Consider the following 22,667-nt stretch of genomic DNA (forward strand, 5'->3'; position numbering starts at 1 on the left):
GGCGGCCGAGGCGACGACGGCAGCCGTCAGCGGTTCCCCTGCGAAGACCGGACCTGCTCGTCGAGGAACCGGAGGGCAGGCGCCAGGACGATCTCGAAGTCGTCGAGCCCCCGCCACATGTGCTCGACCCCTGGCACGAGCTGGAGCTCGACGTGTGCGCCGACCGCCTCGAGCGCATCCCGGAGCAGCAGGCTCTGCTCGGTCGGCACCATGCTGTCGGCGGTGCCGTGCGCGAGGAGGAACGGGGGCACTGCGGCGTTGGCCGCGTGCACGGGGCTCGCGGCTCTCGTCAGCTCCGGATGCTCGGCGAGGAGCCCGCCGATCAGCATCTCCTCCCGGCTCGGCGCCGCGAGCTGCCCAGGTTGCGCGGGCGGCTTCGGGATGGCGGCGAGGTCGCTCGGGCCGTACCAGTCGACGACGGCCCGCACCGGCGTATCGGCTGCGGTTGCAGCGAGCGCGGCGAGGTGCCCGCCCGCGGATTCGCCCCAGAGCGCAATCCGCGAGGCGTCCAGCCCGAACGCCTCGGAACCCTCACCAGCCACCCAGCCGATCGCGGCCTCCACGTCGGCAAGCGGGGCTGGGAACGTCGCCTCCCCGCTCAGCCGGTAGTCGATCGACGCGACCGCCCACCCCTCCCGCGTGAGCCGCCCGAAGGTCTCTGCCTCTGTGCGTCCGGGGCAGAACATCCGCCGGCTTCCGCGGAACCAGCCGCCGCCGTGGACGAACACGATGACGGGTGGATGCTCGCCCTCCGGCAGGTGCAGGTCGAGGGTCAACGGGCGGAACCCCGGCGGCTCCGAGAACACGAGATCGCGCTCGACCCGGGAGCGCAACGGTGCGGTTGGGGAGCCAGGAGGCACGTCGCCGCTCAATCGAACAGCTCGTATCCCTGCACGAAGTGCACGTCGTGCTTCGCTCCCTCCGGGCCGAAGACCTCCGGGGCCGGGATGTGGAACTCGGCTTCCGCGGGAATGCCGGGCTTGCTCGTCGGGCGCGCGACGGCGCGGAAGAAGTCGGTGAAGCCGGCGCTCGTGACGCCGAAGATCTTCCCAGTGCGCTCGATGCGGTACGAGTGGATGGTGTCCTTCGGCGCGAACCCGAAGCCACCGGCCTCGAGGATGCGCGTCTCACGGTTGCCCCGCTGGTCATCGATCCACAGTCGTATGGCGCCCTCGAGCACAAAGAACGTCTCGTGCGTCTCGGCGTGGAAGTGCGGCGGAACGGGGCGGCCCGGTCGCCCCTCCGTGATGAAGGCGTCGAACTGGCCGGCCGTCTGCGGCGACGTCGTGAGCAGAGTGAAGAGCTGGTCGAAGAGCACCAGCTTGTCGCCCTCACCATCGCCGAGCAGGTACGGCAGCGGAGCTGTGGGGAGCAGGCTCTCGAGCGGGGCGAGTTCTGACATCGGCAACCTCCTTGTTGCGGGCCGGTCGGCCCTGGGCTTCAACCTCGCAACTCGGGCCGCCGAGCGCGACGGGGTCCTGCCTAACGCGCGTGAGCCAGCTCCTAACGTCTGGAGATCACCGCGGCCAGACTGCGCCGCACCGGGGAACTACCATCGGCTTTCATGAGTCACGAGACACCAGCATGACGGGCAGTGGCGCTCCAGCGGGCGACGCGATCAGCCCGGGTGGGCAGCCCGCGGGGCGTCCACCCGCTCCGCCGTCGATCCACGTTCGGGCCGTGCTGACGTGGCTCGCGATCTTCCCGCTGGTGTCGATCACCTCGATGGCCACCGAGCCGCTCGTCGGCACGTGGCACCCGATCGCCCGCGCCTGCGTCGTGACGCTGGTCGTCGTACAGCTTGCCGTCTACCTCGTCGTGCCCAACCTCGTGAAGCTCTGGGCGCATCCGCCGCCGCTGAACGCGCCGGCTTCGGCACCACTTCCTGTGGCGCGTCTCTAGGATCTGACCATGCGCCACGCAGAGTTCATCGCAGTGACCGAGGACGCGGCGACCGGGTTCGCGATGCTGCTCGGATCGGCTGACCTCGAGACGCCAGTGCCCACGTGCCCCGGCTGGTCGCTCGCCCAGCTCGCCGAGCACCTCGGCGGCGTGCACCGGTGGGCTCGCGCGCAGTTGCTCGCCGGCGGGGCCCAGGTCGACGAGCAGGCAGCGGATGCACCGCTAAGTGACCAGCAGGCGCTCGCCGCCTGGTTCCGAGAGGGCGCGACCGCTCTCGTGGAGACGCTGCGCGAGTTGCCGGAGGACGCGCCATGCTGGGCCCTCTACCCGCCGGCACGCGCATCCACCTGGGCCAAGCGGCAGGCGCTCGAGACGACCCTGCACCTGTGGGACGCGACCGAGGCCCTCGGCATCGCCGTGCCCATCCCGTCACGCATCGCGGCGGCCGGAGTCGCCGAGGTCGCGAACGACATGTACCCGAGGCAGGTTGCGCTCGGCCGAATGCCGTCGCTCGATGCCGTCGTCGTTTTCAGGCTCAAGGACGCCGCCGGGGTCGAAGACGCCACGGCCAGGCCCGTCATTCGGCTCCGCGCGGTCGGGGAACTCGGCGAAGCGTCGGCAGGCGCCCCGACACCTGCCGACGCGACGCTCGAGGTCTCCGCCCAGGATGCGCTGCTCCTGCTCTGGAAGCGGCGCGACCTCGCGACGGTGGATGCACGGCTCGCGGGTTCCCGGGACACCCTCGAGCGTGTGCTCTCGCACCCGCTTGTGCCCTGAGCACTCGGGCCACGAACGCTCAGACCAAGAACGCTCAGGGCCGATCGCTCAGGAGCTGAGCGTCGCCTCGAACGGGTCGCGCTCGTAGTCGACGAGCGGAACCGGTTCGACCGTGCTCGCGATGGCGACGACCTCGCCCGCGGCTGCTGACTCCTCGATGGCGAGCATGATGTCAAGCACGTGCAGGGCAAGCTCGCCCGTGGCGACGTGTGGGGCCCCCTCGCGGATGCCGCGCGCCATGTCGAGCGCGCCGTAGCCGCGGCCCGTGACCGTGCCCTCCTCGGGGTAGTCCTCCCAGGTCGGCTCGAGCTTCTCCGCATACGTCTGCGGATGCCTCGCGACTCGTGTTCCCCCGTCGGCGTGATTCGGGTCCGGCGTGAGCAGCATGCCACCCTCGCCGATGATCTCGACGGTTCCCATCTCGGCGAGCGGCGAGTCGTTGCTGAAGGTGAGCTGCGCGCTTGCCCCGCTCTCGAACGTGACAAGGGCATCCACGTGGGTCAGCACATCGACAGGGAACGACTGCCCGGCGTTCGGGCCGATCTTCACGGTGCGGGTCTCCTTGGCCGTCGAGCCGGTCGCGTACACTTTCGAGACCGGGCCGAACGCGCTCACGAGGGTCGTCACGTAGTACGGGCCCATGTCGAGCAGCGGGCCGCCGCCTCTCGCGAAAAGGAACGCGGGGTTTGGGTGGAAGAGGTCTGGACCCGAGTAGCGCATCATCGTGCGCGCCGAGATCGGTGTGCCGATCACCCCGGCCGCGAGGTGCCGCAGGGCGGTCTGGATGCCCGGGTTCAGCACCGTGTCCGGCGCGACCCCCACGCGCAGTCCCGCCGCGTCGGCCGCCGCGAGGAGCGCCTTGGCTTCCTCTCGGTTGATGCCGATGGGCTTCTCGATCCACACATGCTTACCCGCCGCGATAGCGTCGAGCGCCACCGGCACGTGGGCCGCCGGGATCGTGAGGTTGATGACGATCTCGACGTCGTCGTTCGCGAGCACCGAGGCGGGCGAACCCGAGAACGGGACCCCGTAGGTCTCGGCCTTCTCGGCAGCGAGCGCCTCGTTGAGGTCGCCCAGCGCCACAACTCTGACGTCGGGGAACCGCGTCAGGTTGTCGAGGTAGGCATTGCTGATCATGCCCGTTCCGATGATGCCGATGCCGACTGGGCCCGTCCTCGCACTCGCGACAGAGTCGGCGTTCGTGGCCTGCGCGCTGCTCATGCGCGGTTCTCCAGGTAATCGAAGCTGGTGGCGATCGCGGCGAAGATGTCGCCGTCGAAGTGGTCGAACTCGATGACGGCGAACTCGGCGGAGGGCGCAGCCACGAGCGCCGCATCGAGCGGGATGACCCCCAGCCCCGCCGGCACCTGGCCGAGCCCGGACGGGTCGAAGGGCGCATCCGTCAGGAACGGGTTCTGGACCTGCGGGCCGTCCTTGATGTGCAGCGCCTTGACTCGGTCGCCGAGCCGTCGGAGCAGGGCCGGAGCATCCACGCCCCCGATGTGCGCCCAGTACACGTCGACCTCGAGCACCACCTCGTCGTCGAGGAGACCGGCGAAGAACTCGAGGGCGGGGACGCCGTCAATCGTGTTGCTGAGTTCCCACGCGTGGTTGTGGTACCCGACGCGGAGGCCGTGCTCGGCGGCTGCCTTGGCGGCCTCGTTGAGCGCGGCCGCCGTCGCCTCGACTGCCTCGCGCGTGGACCAGTCGAAGACGGCCGGGTCGATGACGAACTCCATGCCGAGCTTCTTGGCCGCCTCGAACGTCGCCGCGTGGCTCGGCACCTGCGTCGTCACGCCCTCGCGGGTGACCTCCTTCGCGACGAGCATGGCGTGGCCCGTTGGAGCTGCGATGCCGTGCCTCGCGAAGGCCTCGGCGAGCTCGTCGGCCCGGTCGACGAACGCGAACGCCTCCACGTTGCGCAGGCCGATCCCGCTGAGGCGCGCGAGTGTGCCGTCGAGGTCGGCCTCGAGGTGCGAGTTGATGCTGTAGAGCTGCAGCGAGGTCGCCGGGCGTTGGGCGCCGTGGCCAGCGGAGGGCGCTTCTGGTCGAGTGGTTGGCACGGTGACTCCTGTGTCGGTGGGCGTCCGCCACATCGCGGCTCGCTCTCACTGAAGACGCTACTAGAAAATTGCCAGTTGGCAACTTTCAATTTGCTGGGGAGGGGTCAGCCGTCGTGGCCGAGACGCTCGAGCAGCCCGAGCGTCGCCGCGACGTCGACACTCGGGTCGAGCAGCCAACGCACCTGGAGCCCGTCCGACGCGGCCATGATGAGGTCGACGAGCATTGCAGCCTCGGCGCGGCGACCCTCCGGGAGTGCCGCGAGCTGCCCACCCAGTTCGGCCGCGAGCTCGACCCTCGCGCGGGCGAACCGAGCCGTGAAGAACTCGCGAGCCGGCCCGTCTCCCAGCTCGACGGACTTCGCCAGCATCTCAGTGAAGAGCGAAACCATTCCGGGGAACTGCACGTTGAACTCGGCACTCAGGCGCATCCGTTGCACCAACGAAACCGAGGCAGGCATGCGCTCGTCGTTGACGCGGTCGTGCTCACGGATCACCGCGACGAGCAGACCTTCACGGGAGCCGAAGTAGTGCGTCAGCATGCCGTGGGAGACGCCGATGGACTCCCCGATCGCGCGCAGCGAGGCACCGCTCGCACCCGTGGCACGCAGCGTCTCGTAGGCCTGCGCCAGGATCTCGCGTTTCCGCTCGACCCCCTTCGCGTACCGCCCGCGCGTTCCGTCTGCTGCCACGCCATGCATCGTAGCCGGGGCCATGACGCCTGCTCGACCATCTCCAAGGCCTCGGTCAGTTTCCCCACCGCGGCGACAGTCGCCTGGTCGACGCCGTGCGGCGGCAGGTGTTGGGCACTCGGCTTCTCACGCGGATCGTCCTCGGTTGTCGGCACACGCCCGTGATCGCTCATGCCGTGATTGTGGCGGCCTCGCCTGGGTACCCCGTGCGCTCGCGCGCAAAGTCACCGCAGCGCCGCGAGCGGGGTCACTCGCACAACAACCGCCGCCGAGCCATTCGCGCAGCCGCCGCGAAGTCACGCACGGCCGGGAGCGGAGCCACCCGCAGAATCCCCCACACACCCGACCGCGGAACCACCCGCGGAGCCATCCCCTTGCGCGCGGCTCGCCTCGGAGAGCAGTCCACACGCACCCGATTGGACCTCAAGTCCACCGGCTCGAAAGTGGCACGAGCACTCCCGAACGCCGCTGCCCTACGGTGACGGGACGCGCATCACCCTCGCGCAGCATCCACCTCGAAAGGCCCGCATCGTGACCACCTCGCGCCCGTTCGCCCAAGTCGATGTCTTCTCGGAGACCCCCTACCTCGGTAACCCCGTCGCGGTCATCCTCGACGGCAGCGGACTCACCACCGACGACATGCAGCGCATCGCGAGGTGGACGAACCTCTCCGAGACGACCTTCGTGCTCCCCACGACCGATGACTCCGCCGACTACCGGCTGCGCATCTTCACGCCAGGCGGGGAGCTGCCCTTCGCAGGACACCCGACGCTCGGTTCGGCGCACGCCTGGCTCGAACACGGAGGCACGCCGAAATCCGAGGGACGCGTCGTCCAGGAGTGTGGCGCGGGGCTCGTGGAGGTTCGCATCGACGCTGGCCGTCTGTCGTTCGCGGCCCCGCCGACGATCCGCACGGGCCCGCTCGAGCCAGAGCTCCTCGCCCGCATCGTCGCCGCGTACGGCATCACCGCCGACCAGGTCGTGGCACACCAGTGGATCGACAACGGGCCGGGCTGGGCGATCGTGCAGCTCGCATCCGCTCAGGAAGTGCTCGATCTCGACCCCGACTTCTCGCTGCTTCCCGACGACATGGTCGGGGCTGTCGGCGCGCACCCTCCTGGCTCGGCGCACGCGTTCGAGCTGCGCAGCTTCGCCTCCGCGATCGGCGTCGACGAAGACCCGGTCTGCGGCAGCATGAACGCCTCGACGGCCCAGTGGATGCACTGCACGGGCACCGCGCCCGGCACGAGTTGGCGGGTCTCCCAGGGCGCGCGCCTCGGCCGCGCCGGCGACATCACGGTGACTGTCGACGATTCCGGCGCCGTGTGGGTCGGCGGTGTCACGACGACCCTCTTCACGGGGACGGCGCTCGCGTAGACGGGCGGAGCATCGAAAAGGGGACTTGCGGTCGTCAGCCCCGCTTCTGGGCGCGAGGCATGGCCTGCAAGCCCCGCCTCAGCCCTGCGGCGCCTTGCACAGACAGAACGGATGCCCCGCGGGGTCGGCGCAGACCACGAACTCGTCGGGGCTGCCGGGCCTCTCGCTCTCCTTCAGGAGACGACCGCCAAGCTCGAGCACCCGCTTGCGACCCGCGTCGAGGTCGTCGATGTAGAGGTCGAGGTGCAGTTGCTGCCGCTGCTGCCCGTCCGGCCACTGCGGCGACACATGGTCGGGTGCCAGCTGGATGCCGAGGCGCCATTCGCCGTCGGCGTAGATGCTGTGCCAGTCGTCGTCTTTCTCGACCTTTCCCTCGAGCAGCGCAGTCCAGAACGCGCTCTCTGCTTCAATGTCGGCGGCGTCGAACACGACGATCGTGCGGCGAATCTTCACGGCTCCTCCAAGAAGTCGGCGATCGGAACGCCGCCAAGCTACGAGAGAACCCTGACGAGCAGCTACCAGCGCGCACGGTGGATCCCGAGGCCGCCCCGGCCCCTAGCCCTACGCCCAGTGGCGAGGCCTCGTCAGCGAGTCAGGCAGCTGCGTGTGCTCGTCGCCGAACGCCGCCGCGAGCTGCGTCTGTGTGAGGTGCAGCACGTGGCGCAGGTCCGCACCGTGCAGCTCCGCGTCCCGCAGGTCGGCCCCGAGGAGATCGGCCCAGCGCAGGTCCGCGCCACGAAGCTTGGCCGCGATGAGCAGCGCCCCGCGCAGCTCGACGGCCCTGAGATCGCCGCCGGAGAAGTCGGTGCCGAGGTAGACACCGCGCGCCTCGACCGTCGACCAGGCGCCGGATGCGCGGCGCCGGGGCGCGTGCACCCGCCTCACTTCGCGACTCACGGCTCCGAAGAGTTCGCCAGCGGCTGGCCTGCTCGACTCGACGGCAGCACGCAGTGCGGCGACGTCGGGGGATGCGGCCTGCGCGTCGATCTCTTCGAAGAGCGCGTCGATGCGTTGGAGCAGGCGCCGGTCGGTGGTGCGCCGCCTTGCCGCGCTCAAGAGCCACAGCACCTCGTGCAGCTGACGCACCAGCGGGAACACGGCGAACATGGCGTCCCTCAGCTCGTCGCTCTCGCGCCAGTCGCCTCCCCCGAACGTCTCCTGCGTGACCCGCTGACCCGAACCGTGGCACTCGAAGACGGTGCAGCCGCGGTAGCCGCGCTCGAGCAGCACCGCGTGGATGCTGCAGCCGAGGTTCGCATCGAGGTTGCGGCAGGGCCGCCCCGCTGGCTTCTCGTGCGCGAAGTCGTCGCCACGGGAGAAGCCGAGCGCGGAGCAGCAGAGCGCCACGCAGTTCGCGCAGTCGCTCTTGAAGCGGGCTTCGTCGACAGCCGCCCCACGGCCCGCGCCAGCCCCCGGCGCACTTTCCCCGCCTGGGCCTCCGGCGGGCCGCCCGGAAACGTGCTCGCCAGCCACCGGCATCGGCACGCTCGGCCGGTGCCGCAACTGCTCGCGGGGGTCGTCAGGTGACATCGTGACCACAGACTACGTTCGCATCCACACGAGCTCGCTGTGCACCTTTCACTCTGTGGATCACTCCGCGGGGCCGCAGGGTGAGACGGGCGCGACCCAAAAGTTCGGCGCACCGAACATTGTTGTTCTTCTCGCCGTAGCGCTATGCTCAGGTCATGCTGACCCCCGTGCTGCACGCAGCCCGACGGAAGGGCCTCCGCATCGTCGCGGCTGGCCTCACCCTCGTCGCGCTCGCCTCCCTCACCGCCTGCTCCCCCGCCGCCGAAGAGGATGACCGTCCCGTCGTCCTGACGACCTTCACGGTGCTCTCCGACATCGCGAGGCAGGTCGCCGGCGACGAGCTCCGCGTCGAGTCGATCACGAAGGTCGGCGCCGAGATCCACGGCTACGAGCCGACCCCCCTCGACATCGCGAAGGCCTCGGAGGCCAACCTGATCCTCGACAACGGCATGAACCTCGAAGCGTGGTTCGAGCAGTTCGTCGCGAGCACGGACGTGCCCCACGTCGTCGTCAGCGACGGCGTCGAAGAGGTGCCCGTCGCGGGAGACGCCTACGCGGGCCTACCCAACCCGCACGCCTGGATGTCGCCGCTCAACGTGCAGCTCTACGTCGACAACATGGTCACGCCCTTCTCGGAGCTCGCGCCGGAGAGCGCCAGCGTCTTCGAGGAAAACGCGGCCAGCTACAAGGCCGAGCTGCAGTCCGTGCACGACGAGCTTGTCGCCGCCATCGAACCGTTGCCCGCCTCGCAACGCGCTCTTGTCACGTGCGAGGGTGCCTTCTCGTACCTGACGAGGGACGCCGGGCTCGAGGAGGTCTACATCTGGCCAGTCAACGCCGAACAGCAGGCGACGCCGCAGCAGATCGCGGGGGTCATCGACCACGTACGCGACAACAACGTGCCCGCGGTGTTCTGCGAGTCGACCGTGTCGGATGCGCCGATGCGGCAAGTCGTCGACGCCACCGACGCCGAGTTCGGCGGCACCCTCTACGTCGACTCACTCAGCGAGGAAAACGGCCCAGTCCCCAGCTACCTGGACCTCATTAGGCATGACGTCGACACGATCGTCGCTGGTCTCACCGGCAAGAAGGGAAACGAGTCGTGAGCACCGCATCCAGAAACTCACCTGAAACCGTGGCCGCCCCGGCAGCCATCGAGGTCTCGTCACTCACCGTCCACTACGGGGAGGTGCTTGCCCTCGACGGCGCGAGCCTCGCCATCTCGCCTGGCCGCGTGTGCGGCCTCATTGGCGTGAACGGCTCAGGCAAGTCGACGCTCTTCAAGTCAATCATGGGCGTCGTGCGACCCGACGCTGGCACCGTTCGCATCCTCGGCGGCTCCTCGGCGGATGCACGCAAGCGGGGCAGCGTCAGCTATGTCCCGCAGAGCGAGCAAGTCGACTGGGACTTCCCGCTCTCGGTGCGCGACGTCGTCATGACGGGCCGCTACGGGCACCTCGGCATCACGAGGAGGCCGAAGGCCCGCGACCACGCGGCCGTCGATGCCGCGCTGGAGCGCGTCGAGCTCACCGACCTCGCGAGCCGCCAGATCGGGCAGCTCTCCGGCGGGCAGCGCAAGCGAGCCTTCGTGGCCCGCGGCATCGCCCAGGAAGCGCAGGTGCTCCTCCTCGACGAGCCGTTCGCCGGCGTCGACACCCGTTCCCAAGCCACCATGACGAGGCTCCTCCACGAACTCGCGGCGCAGGGCGTGTGCATCCTCATCGCGACCCACGACCTCGGCTCGCTGCCGGAACTCGCCGACGAGGCCGTCCTCTTCAACAGGCGCGTACTGCTGCACTCGAGCCCCGAGGAGATCATCCGGCCAGAGAACCTCGCCCTGGCTTTCGGCATCGAACCGGGCAAGGGTGCGGCCGCATGAGCCCCGCATCCGCCGCCAGAGTTGTGGCAACTTGCAGCTCCCCGCCACCGCAACAGCAAGCATCCACAACTCTGCGCCGCGAGCGCTGCGAGCGCGACGCGCACCGCGAGACCCGAACTGGAGACCGCGCATGAACCTCGTCGACCTCCTGCTCGAGCCGCTCGGCTACGAATTCATGGTGCGGGCCCTCATTACGACCGTCATCACGGCCATCGTCTGCGCGCTGCTCAGCTGCTGGCTCGTGCTCATCGGTTGGTCCCTCATGGGCGACGCCGTCTCGCACGCCGTGCTCCCCGGTGTCGTGCTCGCCTACATCTTGGGGGCGCCATTCGCGCTTGGCGCCCTCGTGTTCGGCCTCCTCGCGGTTGGCCTCATCGGCGTCATCCGCGACACCAGCCGCGTGAAGGAGGACGCCGCGATCGGCATCGTCTTCACAACGCTCTTCGCCTTCGGGCTCGTGCTCATCTCGGTCACGCCGAGCCAGACCGACCTCAGCCACATCCTCTTCGGCAACCTCCTCGGCGTGAGCAACGCCGACCTCGTGCAGATCGGGATCCTCGCGGCGATCGTCGCGGTTGTCCTCCTCGTCAAGCGGCGAGACTTCACGCTGGTCGCGTTCGACGCCACCCACGCCCACGCGATCGGTCTCAACCCGCGCCTCCTGCGTGGCGCGCTCCTCGGGCTGCTCGCCCTGACCGCCGTCGTGGCCCTGCAGACCGTCGGCGTCATCCTCGTCGTCGCGATGCTCATCATCCCGGGCGCCACCGCGACGATGCTTACGCGCAGCTTCGCGCGCATGCTTGTCATCGCCCCCATCGTGTCCGTTGTCTGCTCGGCCATCGGCCTGTACGCGAGCTACTACCTCGACGCCGCATCCGGCGGCATGATCGTGCTCGCCCAGGGCGTCGCGTTCCTGCTCGCCTACCTGCTCTCGCCCACGCAGGGGCTCGTCACGTCGCGCATCCTGGTGCGGCGCCGCGCCAGGGCGGCGGCACGCGAGTCCGCCTAGCGGCGGGGCGCGCAGCCCGAGTCCGCGTAGCGACGGGGCGTAGCGGCTGGTCGCGCAGCCCGAGTCGCGTAGCGGCGGGTCGCAGCGGCTAGTCGCGCAGCCCGTGTCGCGCAGCGGCGGGTCGCGCAGCGGCGGGTCGCGCCACCGGAAAACAGGGCGGCCGGAAAACAGGAATGCCCGAGGGCACGCTCCTGACCTAGCGCTTCGTGACCCAGACGGCGCGGGCGGCGACGGGGCCGAGCGCAAACGGAGCGGAAACGGGCGACGGGAGCGCGGCATCCGCTGCCCCCACGGCAACCGCATCCGCGACGCTCAGCAGCATCGACTCCGAGTACGGGTCACTCTCGCCGATCTCGAGGCGCGCCCCGACCGTGACGCCCTTCGCGGCGAAGTACTTGAGCAGCTCCGGGTCGGAATCCGAGATGCGCTCCACGACGACCCGCGTGCCCGCCCCGAGGCTACTGAGCAGCACAGCCTGAGGGATGCGCACCTCACCGGCGGCCGACGGAATCGGGTCGCCGTGCGGGTCGCGTTCCGGATGCCCGAGCATCGCGTCGATGCGCTCGACCATGAGGTCGGAGACGGAGTGCTCGAGGTTCTCCGCTTCGTCGTGCACCTCGTCCCAGCCGTATTGGAGCACTTCCACGAGGAAGGTCTCGAGCAGCCGGTGGCGGCGAATCATGGTGAGCGCATGTGCGCGACCCTCGGCCGTGAGCGAGATGCTGCCGTAGCGCGCGTGCTCGAGGAGGCCCTGGTCTGCGAGCTTGCGGATGCCCTCCGACACGGTCGAGAGCCGGAGCTGCAGCCGCTCGGCGACGATCGTGGCCGTCACCGGCGCATCCGACCACTCCTGCAGGCTCCAGACCACCTTGAGGTAGTTCTGCGCGCTCACCGAGAGTTCTGACACCGACATGTCGACAAGCCTACGGGCACGGTGCACGCCGCCGGGCTGCGAGACCGCGGCCCGGAATGTGGCAGCGGGTCAGGCGCTCCAGCGGTCGCCGAAGCGGCTCTCGCCCGCCAGCATCGTCCACACCGTTGGGCTCAGCGGCGGGTACTCCGTCGCGATGCGGCGCATGAGCTGCGCGTCGTGCGTGCCGCTCTCCGGCGCCTCGTCGCCGCCCCGCTCCAACGCCTCGGCGCGCATGAGCAGCACAACAAGCTCGTCGACGCTCGGCAGCTCCTGCATGAAGCGCCACGGATCCTCGCCTCGGCGTGCCCGGCCGTAGATCATGGTCTCGCGCTCGTCCTGCGCTTCGGCGCGCAGGACCTCGAGGCTGGCTCGCCTGGTCAGTTCGTAGCGCTCGGTTTCCACTCGACGAGCCTACGCGCCACCTCGCCATCCCGCTTGGTCCTGTGGAATCCGACCGCGCTGCCTTCTCGCGAGGACAACGCCTCTGCGTGAGAGTCTTCTCACCTGCCAGGATCCGGACTCCTGGGCCCCAGATAATCAGTGGATGCGGGTGACCACGGCACACAAGGGGCGGCAGGAGCTGCGGCCGCGTGTATCCGTGCGCGTCCGCATCCTCGCGTCGATCCTGCTCGTCACGCTGCTCGGCATGGTGGCGGCCGGCGCCACGAGCTACGTCGCCGCCCGCGAGCGCGTGCTCAGCGGGGTTGACGAGCGCCTCATCACCGTGGCCGAGAGCGTGCGCGGGCTCGTAGGCGGGCAGGAGCTCACCGTGCCCACGTCGCCGGGTCCGGCCGAGACTGCGGACCCTGCGGACCCAGCGGCCCCGACCGCCTCGGCCAGCCCGACGGTTCCCTCCCCCGATGCCACGCGAACCTTCGCGAGCAGCACCGCGGCGCTCGAGCTTGTCATGCAGCGCCTCGTCCCGGAACGCAACGAGGGAGCCATCGGTCTCATCGACGGGGTCCCCACGTTCATCCCGTCGACGGCGACACCGTTCTCCATCGCCGAGCTGCCCGGCCTCGTCGAGCGGGCCGTCGCTGAGACGGCCGACGGTTCCGTGCGCATGGGCACGTTCGTGGATGCCACGCACGCGCTGCGCTACGTTGCCGTTCCCTTCACGGTGGGCGACGGCGCGAGCACCGCCCTGTACCTCGCCGCCTACGACCTGCGAGCCGAACTCGCGGACACCAACAGCACTTTCCAGACCTACTCGCTGGTCGCCGTCGCGGCGCTCATCGTCGTCGGGCTTGTCGGCTGGTTCGTCGCCGGTCGCCTCCTCAGGCCGCTGCGCGAGCTGCGGGAGACCGCGGCGTCGATCACTGGCAGCAACCGCTCGGCGCGCATCCCCGTTGTCGGCCACGACGACGTCTCGGCCCTCACTGCCACGATCAACGGGATGCTCGACCGCCTCGATGACTCCCTCACTTCCCAGCGGCAACTGCTCGACGACGTGCGTCACGAGCTGAAGACCCCGATCACGATCGTGCGGGGGCACTTCGAGATCCTTGACCCGAACGACCCCGCCGAGACACGCGAGGCTGTGGCCCTCGCCCTCGACGAGCTGGACCGCATGAGCGAGCTCATCGATGACATCGAGGCGCTTGCCGTCAGCGAGCAGCAGGGCCTCCTGAGCATCGCTCCGTGCGACGTGCTCGAGCTGACCGAGCAGGTGCACGCCAAGGCGAGCGCCCTCTCCGGCCACAACTGGGTGCTCGAGCAGGTTGCACCTGTTGTTGCCGACGTCGACGCGCGCCGCATCACGCAGGCGTGGCTGCAGCTCGCGGACAACGCCGCCAAGTACTCTCCCGCCGGCTCCACCGTTGGCATCGGCAGCCTCGTGGATGCGCGCGGCGAGCTACGCCTGTGGGTGCGCGACGAGGGCGTCGGCATCCCCACTTCGGCGCAGGAGCGCATCTTCGACCGCTTCGGGCGAGCCGAGACCGGCCGCAGCCAGACCGGGTCCGGCCTCGGGCTGTCGATCGTGCAGTCCATCGCGCGCGGCCACGGCGGCCGCGTCGAGCTCACGAGCCAACCCGGCGTCGGGTCAACGTTCACGATCGTGCTCCCCAGCCTTGGCGAGGACAGCGACCCGGGAATCGGCGACCCCCGCGTCGACCCGAGCTACGAACCCCAGCGAGAGGACATCGCATGAGCAGCATCCTGGTTGTCGAGGACGAGGCCCGAATCGCCTCGTTTGTCGAGAAGGGCCTGAAGTCGGCCGGGTACGCCGTGACCGTCGCGGCCAACGGCTCCGACGGCTTCGAGCTCGCCCGCGGCAGCGACTTCGACCTCGTGCTCCTCGACGTCGGACTCCCCGGCATGGACGGCTTCGAAGTCCTCGACCGGCTGCGCGCCGAGGGGCACACCGTCCCCGTCATCATGCTCACGGCCCGCACCTCCGTCGAGGCGACCGTGCGCGGCCTCGACGGTGGCGCGAACGACTACCTCGCGAAGCCGTTCAAGTTCGACGAACTGCTCGCGCGCATCCGCCTTCGGCTGCGGGATGCGGGGCAGGCGGCGACCACCGAGCTCGTCCACGACGACCTGCTGCTCGACCTCCGAACGCGGCGCGTGCGCGTCAACGGCGCAGACGTCGACCTCTCGGCGCGCGAATTCGGGCTCGCCGAGCAGTTCTTCGCCAACCCCGGGCAGGTGCTCAGCCGTGAGCAGCTACTGAGCCGCGTGTGGGGCTTCGACTTCGACCCGGGCTCAAACGTCGTCGACGTGTACGTGCGGTACCTGCGCGGCAAGCTCGGCGCTGACCGCATCGAAACCGTGCGAGGCATGGGCTACCGCCTGCGCTGAGACGAGCGCGGGCGTTCAGTCCCCGTCGTCGTCCCCGTCGTCGTCCCCATCATCATCATCATCATCGTCGTCGTCGTCGATCTGGGCCGGACCGACCGGGTCGACGGGCACCGGCGCCTGGATGCCCCCGGTCGGGAGCACGGGCTGCGCTTGGTCCGGCACGGCACTCGGCGAGGGTGACGCGGTGGAGACGGGGCCGGTCGGGGCCGGCGTCACGCTGACCGTCGTCACCGGCGACTGGGCGCCGACGATGGGCCCAAGGTCGACGGCCTCGCCCGGCGAAGAGCGCAGGGACGTGGCCTGCGCGAACGTGACTCCGGCGAGCACCACGGCAATCGCTCCAGCCCCCGCGAGGGCCAGCACAAGCCAGCGTGGGCGGGGTTTCTCGAGGGTCATCGTCTCGGCTCCTTCGAGAGTGCGACGGCGAAGTCGAGGATGCGGTCGGGCAGCGCGTCGAGCCCCACACCGCCACGGACCGCCGCGCCGAAGGCGTGCGAGAGGAGGTGGGTCAGGGCGACGGCGTTCGCGCGGACGCTCAGGTCGGGGTCGTCAGTGACCCTTCCCCCGTCGCCGGGCTGATTCCAGGTGTGCGCGAACTCGCCCCAGGCGAGCCGCACGAGCTCGGCGAGCTCAAAGGTGGCGGTGCGGACCTCGGCCCGACCGCCCAGGTCGTGGGTGAGGGCCGTCACGATGGCGTGCGCGTAGAGACCGCCGAGGTCATCGGCGAGGTCACCAACGCCGGCCGTGTCGATGTCGACGACCCCGGTGATCACGCCGCCCCCGGCATGGGCGTTCGGCTCGACAAAGATCTGCCCGAGGTGCAGATCACCGTGGACGGTCCTGGCCGGTCCCGGCCTGGCCGTGGCGAGCGCCTCGCGGATGTGCGCGGCCACCGCGTCGATGTCGCCACCGCGGCTCGGCAGAAGGTCGTGCAGGCGGAGCAGGTACCAGTCGAGTCCCGCCGTCAGGCTCGCCCTGGCCCCTCGGGAGACACGGGCTGCGCCGATGGACGCAACAAGCGACTGCAGCTCGCGCAGGAACGCGAGCCGCGCATCCGGGGTACGGGGCACGTGGGAGTCGGCGGGCAGACCGGGCATGCGCTCGAGGGCGACAAGACCCGCATCACTCCAGCCACGGCTGCGCGGCACCGCGACCCCGGCCCCGACAAGCTCTTCGTGGATGCGGTGCAGCGGCTCCGCGTGCCCGGGGCGGACGACCTTGAAGAACAGGGTTCCGTCCGGGCCAGCGAGACGGAGCACGGCGCGGCGTCCGGGCCGGTACGCGAGCATCTCGAGCTGCCCCTCACCGACGGCTCCGAAGCGGGCCGCGGTCTCACGCGCGGAGTCGGGGAACGCCGTCGCCGGGAGGGCGGGCAGCGCGGGGTCGTGCGGGTAGCGCCACACGCGCACCTGCTCGTGAGTCGCCGGGTTCTGCACGGTGGTCCACTGCTGGGACTCCCCCGCGACCGACGCCGCGGACGGGTTCGTCGCCGTGTCGATGAACAGGCGGATGCGCTCATCCGGCCCCTGCACGGACGCCAGCTCGACATCGTACCCGGCGAGCACGCCGTCGCCGCTCGGCTCAGCGCAGGCCAGGGTGACCGAGGCAACCTCGCGACCGGTGCCCGCGGCGACGGCCTCGATCACCTGCCTGGCTGCTGCGAACATGAGCTCCTCCTGCGGAGATAGACCGTCGTATCGTGCGCTGCTGGCCTGCGCAGCGTCGTCGTTGTGCGTGACCTCGAACCTACCGGGGCAGGTCGAGGCATCTCCGGGGAGCTTGCCAGGCTGTGGAGAACTGGCGCCTACGCGCTCGGCACCGACGGCGGCGTCTGAGCGCTGACGGGGCTCTGTGCGGACACCGGGCTCTGCGCCGACACGGGGCTCTGCGCCGACACGGGGCTCTGCGCCGACACCGGGCTCTGCGCCGACACCGGGCTCTGCGTCGTCGGGACGCTCTGCGGGGTCTGCGCGGAGACGGGGCTCGGCGAGCTGAAGACGGGCGTCGCGGTCGGCGACGCGTTGGCGCCGGTGCTCGGCGACGCAGAAGCTGACGGGCTCGCAGACGCTGCCGGGCTGCTCGTCGCCGACGGCGTCGACAGGTTCAGCTGCTCTCCGGGCACATCGCGCACCTCGAGGGCGTTGGCGACGCCGGCGCCTCCGACGGCGAGGATGCCGAGCCCGAGGGCACCTGCTGATCCGACGATGATCCAGCTGTTCTTCTTCATGGCAGTTGCCTCCTGTTGGCTGCCGAGTCGCGAGTTCGTCTCGGTAGCCCCAAGCTTCGTGAGCGTTCATGAGACGCACAGTGCTCCGAAGATGAGAGCGGCCTCATGTTCCGCGACCAGCCCTCAGCTGAACCCGCCTCTCAACTGAGGCCCGGCCCTCAGCTGGACGAATCCAGCAGCAGCTTGCGCAGCTCGGTTTCGCCCGATCCCCTGCGTGCGTCGACCACGCGGCCCTCGTCGTACGCGTCGATGACGCGTGGGTCGATGTAGCTCGACCTCGCGACGGCAGGGGTGTTGCCCAGCAGCTCGGCGGTGTCCCGCACCGCCTGCGCGACGAGCGACTTCCGCTCCCGCGCCGTGTCGCCGACGCCCAGCTCGGCCAGGCGCCCCGCCGCGAAGACGGTGCCGTGCAGTGTGCGGAAGTCCTTCGCCGTGAATTCGCCCTTCGTGCGCGCCCTGATGTCGTCGTTCACCTCCCGCGCCGAGAGCCGACGCCACACGCGCCCGTCCTTCCACGACAGGATGCGCCGGCCCGGCGCCCCGCTCCCTTTCCGTTCCCCGAGGAACGACACGAGCTCGACGTCCTCGATGAGTGCGCTCCACGGCACCCCGCTCTTGCCCTTGAACTCGAGCAGCACGAGCTCCTCCTGCAGCGAGATGTGCCGATTCAGGAGCGTCGTCAGGCCCCTGTGCCCGAACTGCTTCGCCGACCGCTCGCTCCCGACACGCAGGAACGCGGTGTCGAGCAGCTTGAAGCTCGCGGCGAGCGACGCATCCCGCCCATCACTCGCCGTGCGGAGGGCGCTTGTCGCCGAGCGCCTCGCGGTCGGCAGCACCCGAGAGAGCTCGAGGGCCCGGTCGAAGGTCACAAGCTGCCGCTTCGCCGTCCAGTCCGGGTGGTAGATGTACTGGGTGCGTCCGAGCGCATCCACGCCGACCGCGAGCACGTGCGCGTTCTCCCGAGGCGCGATGCGAACATCCCGCCAGGCAGCTGGAATGGCGAGGGATGCGAGCCGATCGCGCACCTCCGCATCGACGATGCGTTCGCCGTGCTCATCCCGGTAGCTGAAGCCGCTTCCGGCCGGATGCCGAGTCCACGCGGCGTCCGCAGATGTCCACCTTCGCAGTCGAACCATCCCCTCTGAGTAGCACTCGAGCGTGCCGTCGGGCAAGGCCTGGATGCTGCGAAACGAGATGGCGTATTTCTTGGAGGTATCCAGTTTCCAACGATGTCGTGAGAACCATCCACAGATCCCTTGGAAACCGCCCTTCCGCACATGTCCGTGCGCGAGGATGCGACTATCCGTTCGAGACGGTCGCCAACGACGGCAGGAGCCGCATGCCATTCCCCGTTCCACCCCTCACCGCGAGGATGCCCGCAGAGGGCCGCGTCGACCGCCTCTCTGAGAACACGTACCGGGTCGTCAAGGACGGGCGCATCGTCGGTTTCATCAACAAGATCGACGAACTCTGCGTCGTCTCGGCTGGTTCCGACTCCGGGGCAGCGCTCGAAGTGTTGCAGACTCGCGACTTTGATCGCGCCGTCAAGGGGCTCCAAGACCGAGCCTGACGTATGACGCCGCCTCGCCGCACCTCCTCGGCCCGCTGGACACCAGCGGGCCTCGGGGTCGTGGTTGCTGTCGTTCTCACGATGAGCGGATGCTCGCTCTTCATCGAGAGCGGCCCGGCGATTGAGACGTCTTCTCCCGCACCCGGCGAGACCGTCACGTTGCCGACCTTCGCGGGAGAGGGCAACACCGGCGAGCTCGTGCTCGCCGCCACCGCAGACGACCGCCACTCGTGGATCACGGCGGAGGCCCGTGTCAAGGGCGTGACACAGTCGGGCACGTGCGAGTACACCGCGAGCGCCGAGGGTGTCGACACGATCACGCGCACCGCGAAGGCACTGCCGAGCAACTCCGACACCGTCTGCGGCGACATCTCCGTCGAGCTGGGAACGCCCGGCACCTACACGATCACCGTCTCGATCTCCGGTCTCACCGACGAGCCGTTGACGGCGAGCACCGAGGTGGAGTTCCTGGGCGCATCGGCCGACTGACCCCACCAAACTGGCCACACGCTCCCGGCCCCTCTACTGAGCGTCCGTCACTCACGCGCCCTCCGAGTGCATCTACACGGACAATGCACGTTCGTGTCGTGGTGGATCTGCATGCCTCGTGTGGATGCGCCCGGCAAGCTCGATGAGGTCCGGGCCGCGCGCGTCCGCCTCAGCGGCCGCGGCGCACGAGGTGACTCGCCCGGGCGCCCGCGCCCCGGAGCAGACGCTCCAGCTCGTCGGACCGGTGCCCGAGCCGCGGCGACTCGAGCGATAGGGCGACCGCGCCGATGACCTCGCCGGAGGCGCTGCGCACCCCAACCGCCGCGCACGTGTGTCCCGGCACGAACTCCTCGCGCTCCCAGGCGACGCCGCGCAGCCGTACCCGTTCGAGGTGCCGCTCGAGCTCCGCACGCGACGTGATGGTCGCATCCGTGAACGCTGGCATGCCGTTCGCGTCGAGGAACGAGTCCCGCTCCTCGACGCTCATGCCAGCCAGGATGATCTTGCCGAACGCCGTCGCGTGTGTCGCCTCGTGGAAGCCGAACTCAAGGGGCCGGATGCGTTGCGCCCAAGCCGAGTCGGCGACGTGCGCCACGACGACGTCCGTGCCCCGGTAGACGGCGAAGTACGCGGCCACGTCACCGGCCTCATGCAGGGCCTGCACGACGGCGCGCATCGGCGGCGAGACCCCGAGCTGCTGGTGCAGCGCCCGACCGAGCTCGTGCACCTTGTAGCCAAGCTCGAAACGGCGCTCCTCGCGCAGGTGCACGAGATAGTCCGCATCCACCAGCAGCTGGGCCAGCCTGTACACGGTCGGCAGCGAGAAGCCGAGCGTGTCCTTGATCTCCGTCGCGCTCGCGCCTCCGTTCTGGGCGACAAGCTCAAGCAGCGACAGCGCCTTGAGCGTGCTCGACGATGGCACGGCCGACACCTCGGCCAGCATCGGTACTGCGCGTTGGGCGGGGGAATCCACGTCGACACTCACCGCAACAGTATGCGCAGTGAAGACTGGACCCGCGGTGAGTGTCGCGTGGCTCATGACGTCCCCTTATAGCTCGCCGGCGCGCAACTGAGACGCCAGGTAATCGGCCTGGCGCATTGCAAGCGCCACGATCGTGAGCGTCGGGTTCGCCGCGGCACTAGTCGTGAACACCGAGCCGTCGCCCACAAACAGGTTCGGCACGTCGTGGGATGCGCCCCACCTGTCGACCACCCCGTCCTCCGGCCGCTCGCTCATGCGGGCCGTCCCGAGGTTGTGGGTCGACGGGTACGGCGGGGTGCGGTGCACGTGCTCCGCGCCAACCGCCTCGTAGAGGAGCGTGCCCCTGTCGTAGCCGTGCTCTCGCATGGCCGCGTCGTTCGGGTGGTCGTCGTAGTGCACGTTCGGGACCGGCAGGCCGTTCACATCCGTGACCGAGCGGTTGAGGGTGATGCGGTTCGACTCCTGCGGCAGGTCCTCGCCGACGATCCACATGCCAGCCGTATTCTCGTAGGCGTCGAGCACCGAGGTGAACGACTTGCCCCACGCGCCGGGGTCGGCGAAGTTCGCGAGGAACGCAGGCCCGAGCGACAGAGTCTCCATGAAATAGCCGCCGACGAAGCCGCGGCTCGGGTTGTGGCCGGACTCGTCGCGGATCACACCGGCCATCGTCTCGCCGCGGTACATGCGCACTGGCTTGTCGAAGCGCGCGTAAAGCGAGCCGGTCGTGTGGCGCATGTAATTGCGGCCGACCTGTCCGGAGGAGTTCGCGAGGCCGTCCGGGAACAGCGAGCTGGCGCTCAGCAGCAGGAGCCGAGGCGTCTCGATCGAGTTGCCGGCCACGACCACGACTCGGGCGCGCTGGCGCTGGAGGTTGCCGTCCCTGTCGAGGTACAGCACCCCATCCGCTCGCCCGTCGACGTCGTGCGTGACCTGCACGGCGTGGCTCTCGGTGCGCAGGTCCAGCAGCCCCGTCTCGAGGGCACGCGGGATCTCGCGCACCATCGTGCTCCACTTCGACTTGTTCTTGTCGCCCTGGAAGTTGAAGCCGTCCTGAATGGATGCGGGCCGACCGTCGTACGGTTCCGCGTTGGTGCCGTACGGGCCCGTCGAGTAGTGCACGTAGCCAGCCCGCTTCGCCCCCTCGGCGAGGACCTTGTAGTTGTTGTTCGCGGGCAGCGGCGCTCGCCCGCCCGTGTGGGTCGAGCCGATCGCGTCCTCCGCCTTCGCGTACCAGGGCGCGAGCTCGTCGAGCGTGATCGGCCAGTCGAGCAGGTTCGCGCCGTCGACGCGGCCGTACGTGCTGCGCGCCCTGAACTCGTGCTCGTAGAAGCGCGGCGTCGCGCCAGACCAGTGCGTCGTCGTGCCGCCGACCGCCTTGACGATCCACGCGGGCAGGTTCGGGAAGTCCTTCGCGATGCGCCACGACCCGCTCGTCGTGCGCGCATCCAGCCAGGCCATCTGGTTGAACGCCTGCCACTCGTTGTTCTCGTAGTCCTCGTTGCGCAGGTACGGGCCGGCCTCGAGCACCACAACGGGGATGCCCTTCGCCGTCAGCTCGTGCGCGATCGTGCCGCCGCCAGCGCCCGACCCGACGACCACGACGACGTCGTCGTCCTGCGAGATCGGCTTCCCGAACTGCGTGGGGCGTGCGCCCGTCTCCTCGGTCATCGCTCGACTCCTTGGTGGCTCGCGGCGAGATCGCCTGGCTGGTTCGTTGAGATGGGGGCGTTCGGGATGCGCACGGCACCCGTCTGCGGACGCTGCAGCCCGGGGAGCGGCGCGAAGGGCACATCCGCCGGCTCCTCGATGAGCGGCTCAGGCACCCAGTCGAGGTCGTTGAAGCCACGGTTCACGTAACCGCCCAGCTCGAACGAGGAACCCTCGTAGCCGACCGCCTTCCACACCTCCGGGTCGTCGTAGAGGTTCAGCACCGTCGTGCGGCGGATGAAGCCGAAGAAGTCGGTGTGCTCGATGCTGCGCAGCACCGCCGTCGCCTGGTCCTCATCGAGGGCCGTGAAGTCGCCAGCCGACAGCGAGTCGAGCGTCAACAGGCCCTGCGTGAGCGTCACCCTCAGCCACGTCGACGACTTCGACTCCTCGAGGATGATCTGCGCGGTCCGCTCATACGGCGAATCTGGGAAGGACGGATGTGGGAACGCCACCCTGATCACACGCACAAGAAGATCTCGCGCGTGCTCGGTGAGCTCCGTCTCGTTGAGTTGGGGGTACTTGGCCGGATATGCCATGGGGTATCGCTCTCCTCGTCGTTGAGGTTTCGGTGTTCGGTGGTCACTGGTAGGTCCATCGAGGCCAGGCGCGAATGCCCGGCGGTTGGGTGCCAGCATCCGTCTCCTGTCAGCAGTGACGAGAGTGCTCCTGTCAGCAGTGACGAGAGTGCGGATGCCGTGCTCATACGGTGCCCCGCGCGTTCCTTCCCTCACCAGCCGCATTCTCG

The 22,667-nt window shown here is 69.5% G+C and carries 26 protein-coding genes; 10 read left to right on the forward strand and 16 right to left on the reverse strand.

The window, feature by feature from the left end; translation table 11 throughout:
• Positions 1 to 26: 26 nt before the first annotated feature.
• Both FHX72_RS15205 and FHX72_RS15210 read right to left on the reverse strand, forming a co-directional pair.
• A complete protein-coding gene (locus FHX72_RS15205) occupies positions 27 to 872 on the reverse strand; it encodes an alpha/beta hydrolase (RefSeq protein WP_221186989.1) in 846 nt (281 codons plus the stop codon).
• The gene (locus tag FHX72_RS15210; RefSeq protein ID WP_183626199.1) at positions 869 to 1,402 is read right to left on the reverse strand and encodes a quercetin 2,3-dioxygenase; all 534 of its coding nucleotides are present in this window, start codon (positions 1,400 to 1,402) and stop codon (positions 869 to 871) included. Before FHX72_RS15210 ends, FHX72_RS15205 begins: the two co-directional genes overlap by 4 nt.
• Before the next feature lie 182 nt (positions 1,403 to 1,584).
• Here FHX72_RS15210 and FHX72_RS15215 point away from each other — a divergent pair, with 182 nt between their 5' ends.
• A complete protein-coding gene (locus tag FHX72_RS15215) occupies positions 1,585 to 1,902 on the forward strand; it encodes a putative antibiotic biosynthesis monooxygenase (RefSeq protein ID WP_221187027.1) in 318 nt (105 codons plus the stop codon).
• Between the two features lie 9 nt (positions 1,903 to 1,911).
• Positions 1,912 to 2,679 (forward strand): maleylpyruvate isomerase family mycothiol-dependent enzyme, encoded by a 768-nt coding sequence (locus FHX72_RS15220; RefSeq protein ID WP_183626202.1) that lies wholly within the window; start codon positions 1,912 to 1,914, stop codon positions 2,677 to 2,679.
• A 48-nt stretch (positions 2,680 to 2,727) separates the two neighbouring features.
• Here the strand turns inward: FHX72_RS15220 and FHX72_RS15225 are convergent, their stop codons facing one another.
• The 3 genes from FHX72_RS15225 to FHX72_RS15235 form a co-directional block, all read right to left on the reverse strand.
• Positions 2,728 to 3,900, reverse strand: coding sequence for a Gfo/Idh/MocA family protein (locus FHX72_RS15225; RefSeq protein WP_183626204.1), 1,173 nt, complete (start codon positions 3,898 to 3,900; stop codon positions 2,728 to 2,730).
• The gene (locus FHX72_RS15230) at positions 3,897 to 4,742 is read right to left on the reverse strand and encodes a sugar phosphate isomerase/epimerase family protein (protein ID WP_068483406.1); all 846 of its coding nucleotides are present in this window, start codon (positions 4,740 to 4,742) and stop codon (positions 3,897 to 3,899) included. Before FHX72_RS15230 ends, FHX72_RS15225 begins: the two co-directional genes overlap by 4 nt.
• A gap of 104 nt (positions 4,743 to 4,846) precedes the next feature.
• Positions 4,847 to 5,431 carry a TetR family transcriptional regulator gene (locus tag FHX72_RS15235; protein WP_183626206.1) on the reverse strand — a complete coding sequence of 195 codons (585 nt, stop codon included), beginning with the start codon at positions 5,429 to 5,431 and terminating at the stop codon, positions 4,847 to 4,849.
• Positions 5,432 to 5,962: 531 nt separating this feature from the next.
• Here FHX72_RS15235 and FHX72_RS15240 point away from each other — a divergent pair.
• Entirely contained in the window at positions 5,963 to 6,808 is an 846-nt protein-coding gene (locus FHX72_RS15240; protein WP_183626208.1) for a PhzF family phenazine biosynthesis isomerase, read from the forward strand.
• 78 nt (positions 6,809 to 6,886) lie between these two features.
• On the opposite strand, the gene FHX72_RS15245 is transcribed toward FHX72_RS15240, so the two are convergent.
• The gene (locus FHX72_RS15245) at positions 6,887 to 7,261 is read right to left on the reverse strand and encodes a VOC family protein (protein WP_183626210.1); all 375 of its coding nucleotides are present in this window, start codon (positions 7,259 to 7,261) and stop codon (positions 6,887 to 6,889) included.
• Positions 7,262 to 7,369: 108 nt separating this feature from the next.
• The gene (locus tag FHX72_RS15250) at positions 7,370 to 8,338 is read right to left on the reverse strand and encodes a pentapeptide repeat-containing protein (RefSeq protein WP_221186990.1); all 969 of its coding nucleotides are present in this window, start codon (positions 8,336 to 8,338) and stop codon (positions 7,370 to 7,372) included.
• 155 nt (positions 8,339 to 8,493) lie between these two features.
• Between FHX72_RS15250 and FHX72_RS15255 the strand changes: the two genes are divergently transcribed.
• From FHX72_RS15255 to FHX72_RS15265, 3 genes are all read left to right on the forward strand, one after another.
• The gene (locus FHX72_RS15255) at positions 8,494 to 9,444 is read left to right on the forward strand and encodes a metal ABC transporter substrate-binding protein (protein ID WP_183626213.1); all 951 of its coding nucleotides are present in this window, start codon (positions 8,494 to 8,496) and stop codon (positions 9,442 to 9,444) included.
• A complete protein-coding gene (locus FHX72_RS15260) occupies positions 9,441 to 10,217 on the forward strand; it encodes a metal ABC transporter ATP-binding protein (protein ID WP_377604400.1) in 777 nt (258 codons plus the stop codon). Before FHX72_RS15255 ends, FHX72_RS15260 begins: the two co-directional genes overlap by 4 nt.
• A gap of 130 nt (positions 10,218 to 10,347) precedes the next feature.
• Positions 10,348 to 11,226, forward strand: a complete 879-nt coding sequence (locus tag FHX72_RS15265) for a metal ABC transporter permease (protein WP_183626215.1) — start codon at positions 10,348 to 10,350, stop codon at positions 11,224 to 11,226.
• Positions 11,227 to 11,422: 196 nt separating this feature from the next.
• Here the strand turns inward: FHX72_RS15265 and FHX72_RS15270 are convergent, their stop codons facing one another.
• Together FHX72_RS15270 and FHX72_RS15275 are read right to left on the reverse strand one after the other, a co-directional pair.
• Positions 11,423 to 12,139, reverse strand: coding sequence for a metal-dependent transcriptional regulator (locus FHX72_RS15270; protein WP_068483313.1), 717 nt, complete (start codon positions 12,137 to 12,139; stop codon positions 11,423 to 11,425).
• A gap of 69 nt (positions 12,140 to 12,208) precedes the next feature.
• Positions 12,209 to 12,541 carry a tryptophan synthase subunit alpha gene (locus FHX72_RS15275; protein WP_183626217.1) on the reverse strand — a complete coding sequence of 111 codons (333 nt, stop codon included), beginning with the start codon at positions 12,539 to 12,541 and terminating at the stop codon, positions 12,209 to 12,211.
• A 142-nt stretch (positions 12,542 to 12,683) separates the two neighbouring features.
• Between FHX72_RS15275 and FHX72_RS15280 the strand changes: the two genes are divergently transcribed.
• Together FHX72_RS15280 and FHX72_RS15285 are read left to right on the forward strand one after the other, a co-directional pair.
• Positions 12,684 to 14,291 (forward strand): sensor histidine kinase, encoded by a 1,608-nt coding sequence (locus FHX72_RS15280; RefSeq protein ID WP_183626219.1) that lies wholly within the window; start codon positions 12,684 to 12,686, stop codon positions 14,289 to 14,291.
• A complete protein-coding gene (locus FHX72_RS15285) occupies positions 14,288 to 14,944 on the forward strand; it encodes a response regulator transcription factor (protein WP_183626221.1) in 657 nt (218 codons plus the stop codon). The genes FHX72_RS15280 and FHX72_RS15285 overlap by 4 nt, the downstream gene beginning before the upstream one ends.
• Before the next feature lie 15 nt (positions 14,945 to 14,959).
• On the opposite strand, the gene FHX72_RS15290 is transcribed toward FHX72_RS15285, so the two are convergent.
• The 4 genes from FHX72_RS15290 to FHX72_RS15305 form a co-directional block, all read right to left on the reverse strand.
• The gene (locus FHX72_RS15290) at positions 14,960 to 15,340 is read right to left on the reverse strand and encodes a hypothetical protein (RefSeq protein ID WP_183626223.1); all 381 of its coding nucleotides are present in this window, start codon (positions 15,338 to 15,340) and stop codon (positions 14,960 to 14,962) included.
• Entirely contained in the window at positions 15,337 to 16,611 is a 1,275-nt protein-coding gene (locus tag FHX72_RS15295; RefSeq protein ID WP_183626225.1) for a phosphotransferase family protein, read from the reverse strand. Before FHX72_RS15295 ends, FHX72_RS15290 begins: the two co-directional genes overlap by 4 nt.
• A gap of 137 nt (positions 16,612 to 16,748) precedes the next feature.
• Entirely contained in the window at positions 16,749 to 17,171 is a 423-nt protein-coding gene (locus FHX72_RS15300) for a hypothetical protein (protein ID WP_183626227.1), read from the reverse strand.
• A gap of 158 nt (positions 17,172 to 17,329) precedes the next feature.
• Positions 17,330 to 18,307 carry a DNA topoisomerase IB gene (locus FHX72_RS15305; RefSeq protein WP_183626229.1) on the reverse strand — a complete coding sequence of 326 codons (978 nt, stop codon included), beginning with the start codon at positions 18,305 to 18,307 and terminating at the stop codon, positions 17,330 to 17,332.
• Positions 18,308 to 18,510: 203 nt separating this feature from the next.
• Here FHX72_RS15305 and FHX72_RS15310 point away from each other — a divergent pair, with 203 nt between their 5' ends.
• Together FHX72_RS15310 and FHX72_RS15315 are read left to right on the forward strand one after the other, a co-directional pair.
• Positions 18,511 to 18,741: a hypothetical protein gene (locus tag FHX72_RS15310; protein ID WP_183626231.1), complete on the forward strand. Its 231-nt coding sequence runs from the start codon at positions 18,511 to 18,513 to the stop codon at positions 18,739 to 18,741.
• A gap of 3 nt (positions 18,742 to 18,744) precedes the next feature.
• Positions 18,745 to 19,230 (forward strand): hypothetical protein, encoded by a 486-nt coding sequence (locus FHX72_RS15315; RefSeq protein ID WP_183626232.1) that lies wholly within the window; start codon positions 18,745 to 18,747, stop codon positions 19,228 to 19,230.
• Positions 19,231 to 19,399: 169 nt separating this feature from the next.
• Here the strand turns inward: FHX72_RS15315 and FHX72_RS15320 are convergent, their stop codons facing one another.
• From FHX72_RS15320 to FHX72_RS15330, 3 genes are read right to left on the reverse strand one after another with little or no spacing between them, the layout of a single operon-like run.
• Entirely contained in the window at positions 19,400 to 20,269 is an 870-nt protein-coding gene (locus FHX72_RS15320) for an IclR family transcriptional regulator (protein WP_183626235.1), read from the reverse strand.
• Between the two features lie 9 nt (positions 20,270 to 20,278).
• Positions 20,279 to 21,880, reverse strand: coding sequence for a GMC family oxidoreductase (locus FHX72_RS15325; protein WP_068483341.1), 1,602 nt, complete (start codon positions 21,878 to 21,880; stop codon positions 20,279 to 20,281).
• Complete coding sequence (locus FHX72_RS15330; RefSeq protein ID WP_183626236.1) at positions 21,877 to 22,458, reverse strand: gluconate 2-dehydrogenase subunit 3 family protein; 582 nt, start codon at positions 22,456 to 22,458, stop codon at positions 21,877 to 21,879. The genes FHX72_RS15325 and FHX72_RS15330 overlap by 4 nt, the downstream gene beginning before the upstream one ends.
• Positions 22,459 to 22,667 lie beyond the last annotated feature (209 nt).

Source organism: Pseudoclavibacter helvolus, assembly GCF_014191305.1.
Taxonomy (GTDB): domain Bacteria; phylum Actinomycetota; class Actinomycetes; order Actinomycetales; family Microbacteriaceae; genus Pseudoclavibacter; species Pseudoclavibacter helvolus.

Bases quoted from the DNA above. Each gene is read 5' to 3' on its own strand.
- FHX72_RS15210 (WP_183626199.1), bottom strand. From the start codon at position 1,402: ATGTCAGAACTCGCCCCGCTCGAGAGCCTGCTCCCCACAGCTCCGCTG.
- FHX72_RS15215 (WP_221187027.1), top strand. From the start codon at position 1,585: ATGACGGGCAGTGGCGCTCCAGCGGGCGACGCGATCAGCCCGGGTGGG.
- FHX72_RS15220 (WP_183626202.1), top strand. From the start codon at position 1,912: ATGCGCCACGCAGAGTTCATCGCAGTGACCGAGGACGCGGCGACCGGG.
- FHX72_RS15225 (WP_183626204.1), bottom strand. From the start codon at position 3,900: ATGAGCAGCGCGCAGGCCACGAACGCCGACTCTGTCGCGAGTGCGAGG.
- FHX72_RS15250 (WP_221186990.1), bottom strand. From the start codon at position 8,338: ATGTCACCTGACGACCCCCGCGAGCAGTTGCGGCACCGGCCGAGCGTG.
- FHX72_RS15255 (WP_183626213.1), top strand. From the start codon at position 8,494: ATGCTGACCCCCGTGCTGCACGCAGCCCGACGGAAGGGCCTCCGCATC.
- FHX72_RS15265 (WP_183626215.1), top strand. From the start codon at position 10,348: ATGAACCTCGTCGACCTCCTGCTCGAGCCGCTCGGCTACGAATTCATG.
- FHX72_RS15270 (WP_068483313.1), bottom strand. From the start codon at position 12,139: ATGTCGGTGTCAGAACTCTCGGTGAGCGCGCAGAACTACCTCAAGGTG.
- FHX72_RS15280 (WP_183626219.1), top strand. From the start codon at position 12,684: ATGCGGGTGACCACGGCACACAAGGGGCGGCAGGAGCTGCGGCCGCGT.
- FHX72_RS15285 (WP_183626221.1), top strand. From the start codon at position 14,288: ATGAGCAGCATCCTGGTTGTCGAGGACGAGGCCCGAATCGCCTCGTTT.
- FHX72_RS15290 (WP_183626223.1), bottom strand. From the start codon at position 15,340: ATGACCCTCGAGAAACCCCGCCCACGCTGGCTTGTGCTGGCCCTCGCG.
- FHX72_RS15295 (WP_183626225.1), bottom strand. From the start codon at position 16,611: ATGTTCGCAGCAGCCAGGCAGGTGATCGAGGCCGTCGCCGCGGGCACC.
- FHX72_RS15300 (WP_183626227.1), bottom strand. From the start codon at position 17,171: ATGAAGAAGAACAGCTGGATCATCGTCGGATCAGCAGGTGCCCTCGGG.
- FHX72_RS15305 (WP_183626229.1), bottom strand. From the start codon at position 18,307: ATGGTTCGACTGCGAAGGTGGACATCTGCGGACGCCGCGTGGACTCGG.
- FHX72_RS15310 (WP_183626231.1), top strand. From the start codon at position 18,511: ATGCCATTCCCCGTTCCACCCCTCACCGCGAGGATGCCCGCAGAGGGC.
- FHX72_RS15315 (WP_183626232.1), top strand. From the start codon at position 18,745: ATGACGCCGCCTCGCCGCACCTCCTCGGCCCGCTGGACACCAGCGGGC.
- FHX72_RS15320 (WP_183626235.1), bottom strand. From the start codon at position 20,269: ATGAGCCACGCGACACTCACCGCGGGTCCAGTCTTCACTGCGCATACT.
- FHX72_RS15325 (WP_068483341.1), bottom strand. From the start codon at position 21,880: ATGACCGAGGAGACGGGCGCACGCCCCACGCAGTTCGGGAAGCCGATC.
- FHX72_RS15330 (WP_183626236.1), bottom strand. From the start codon at position 22,458: ATGGCATATCCGGCCAAGTACCCCCAACTCAACGAGACGGAGCTCACC.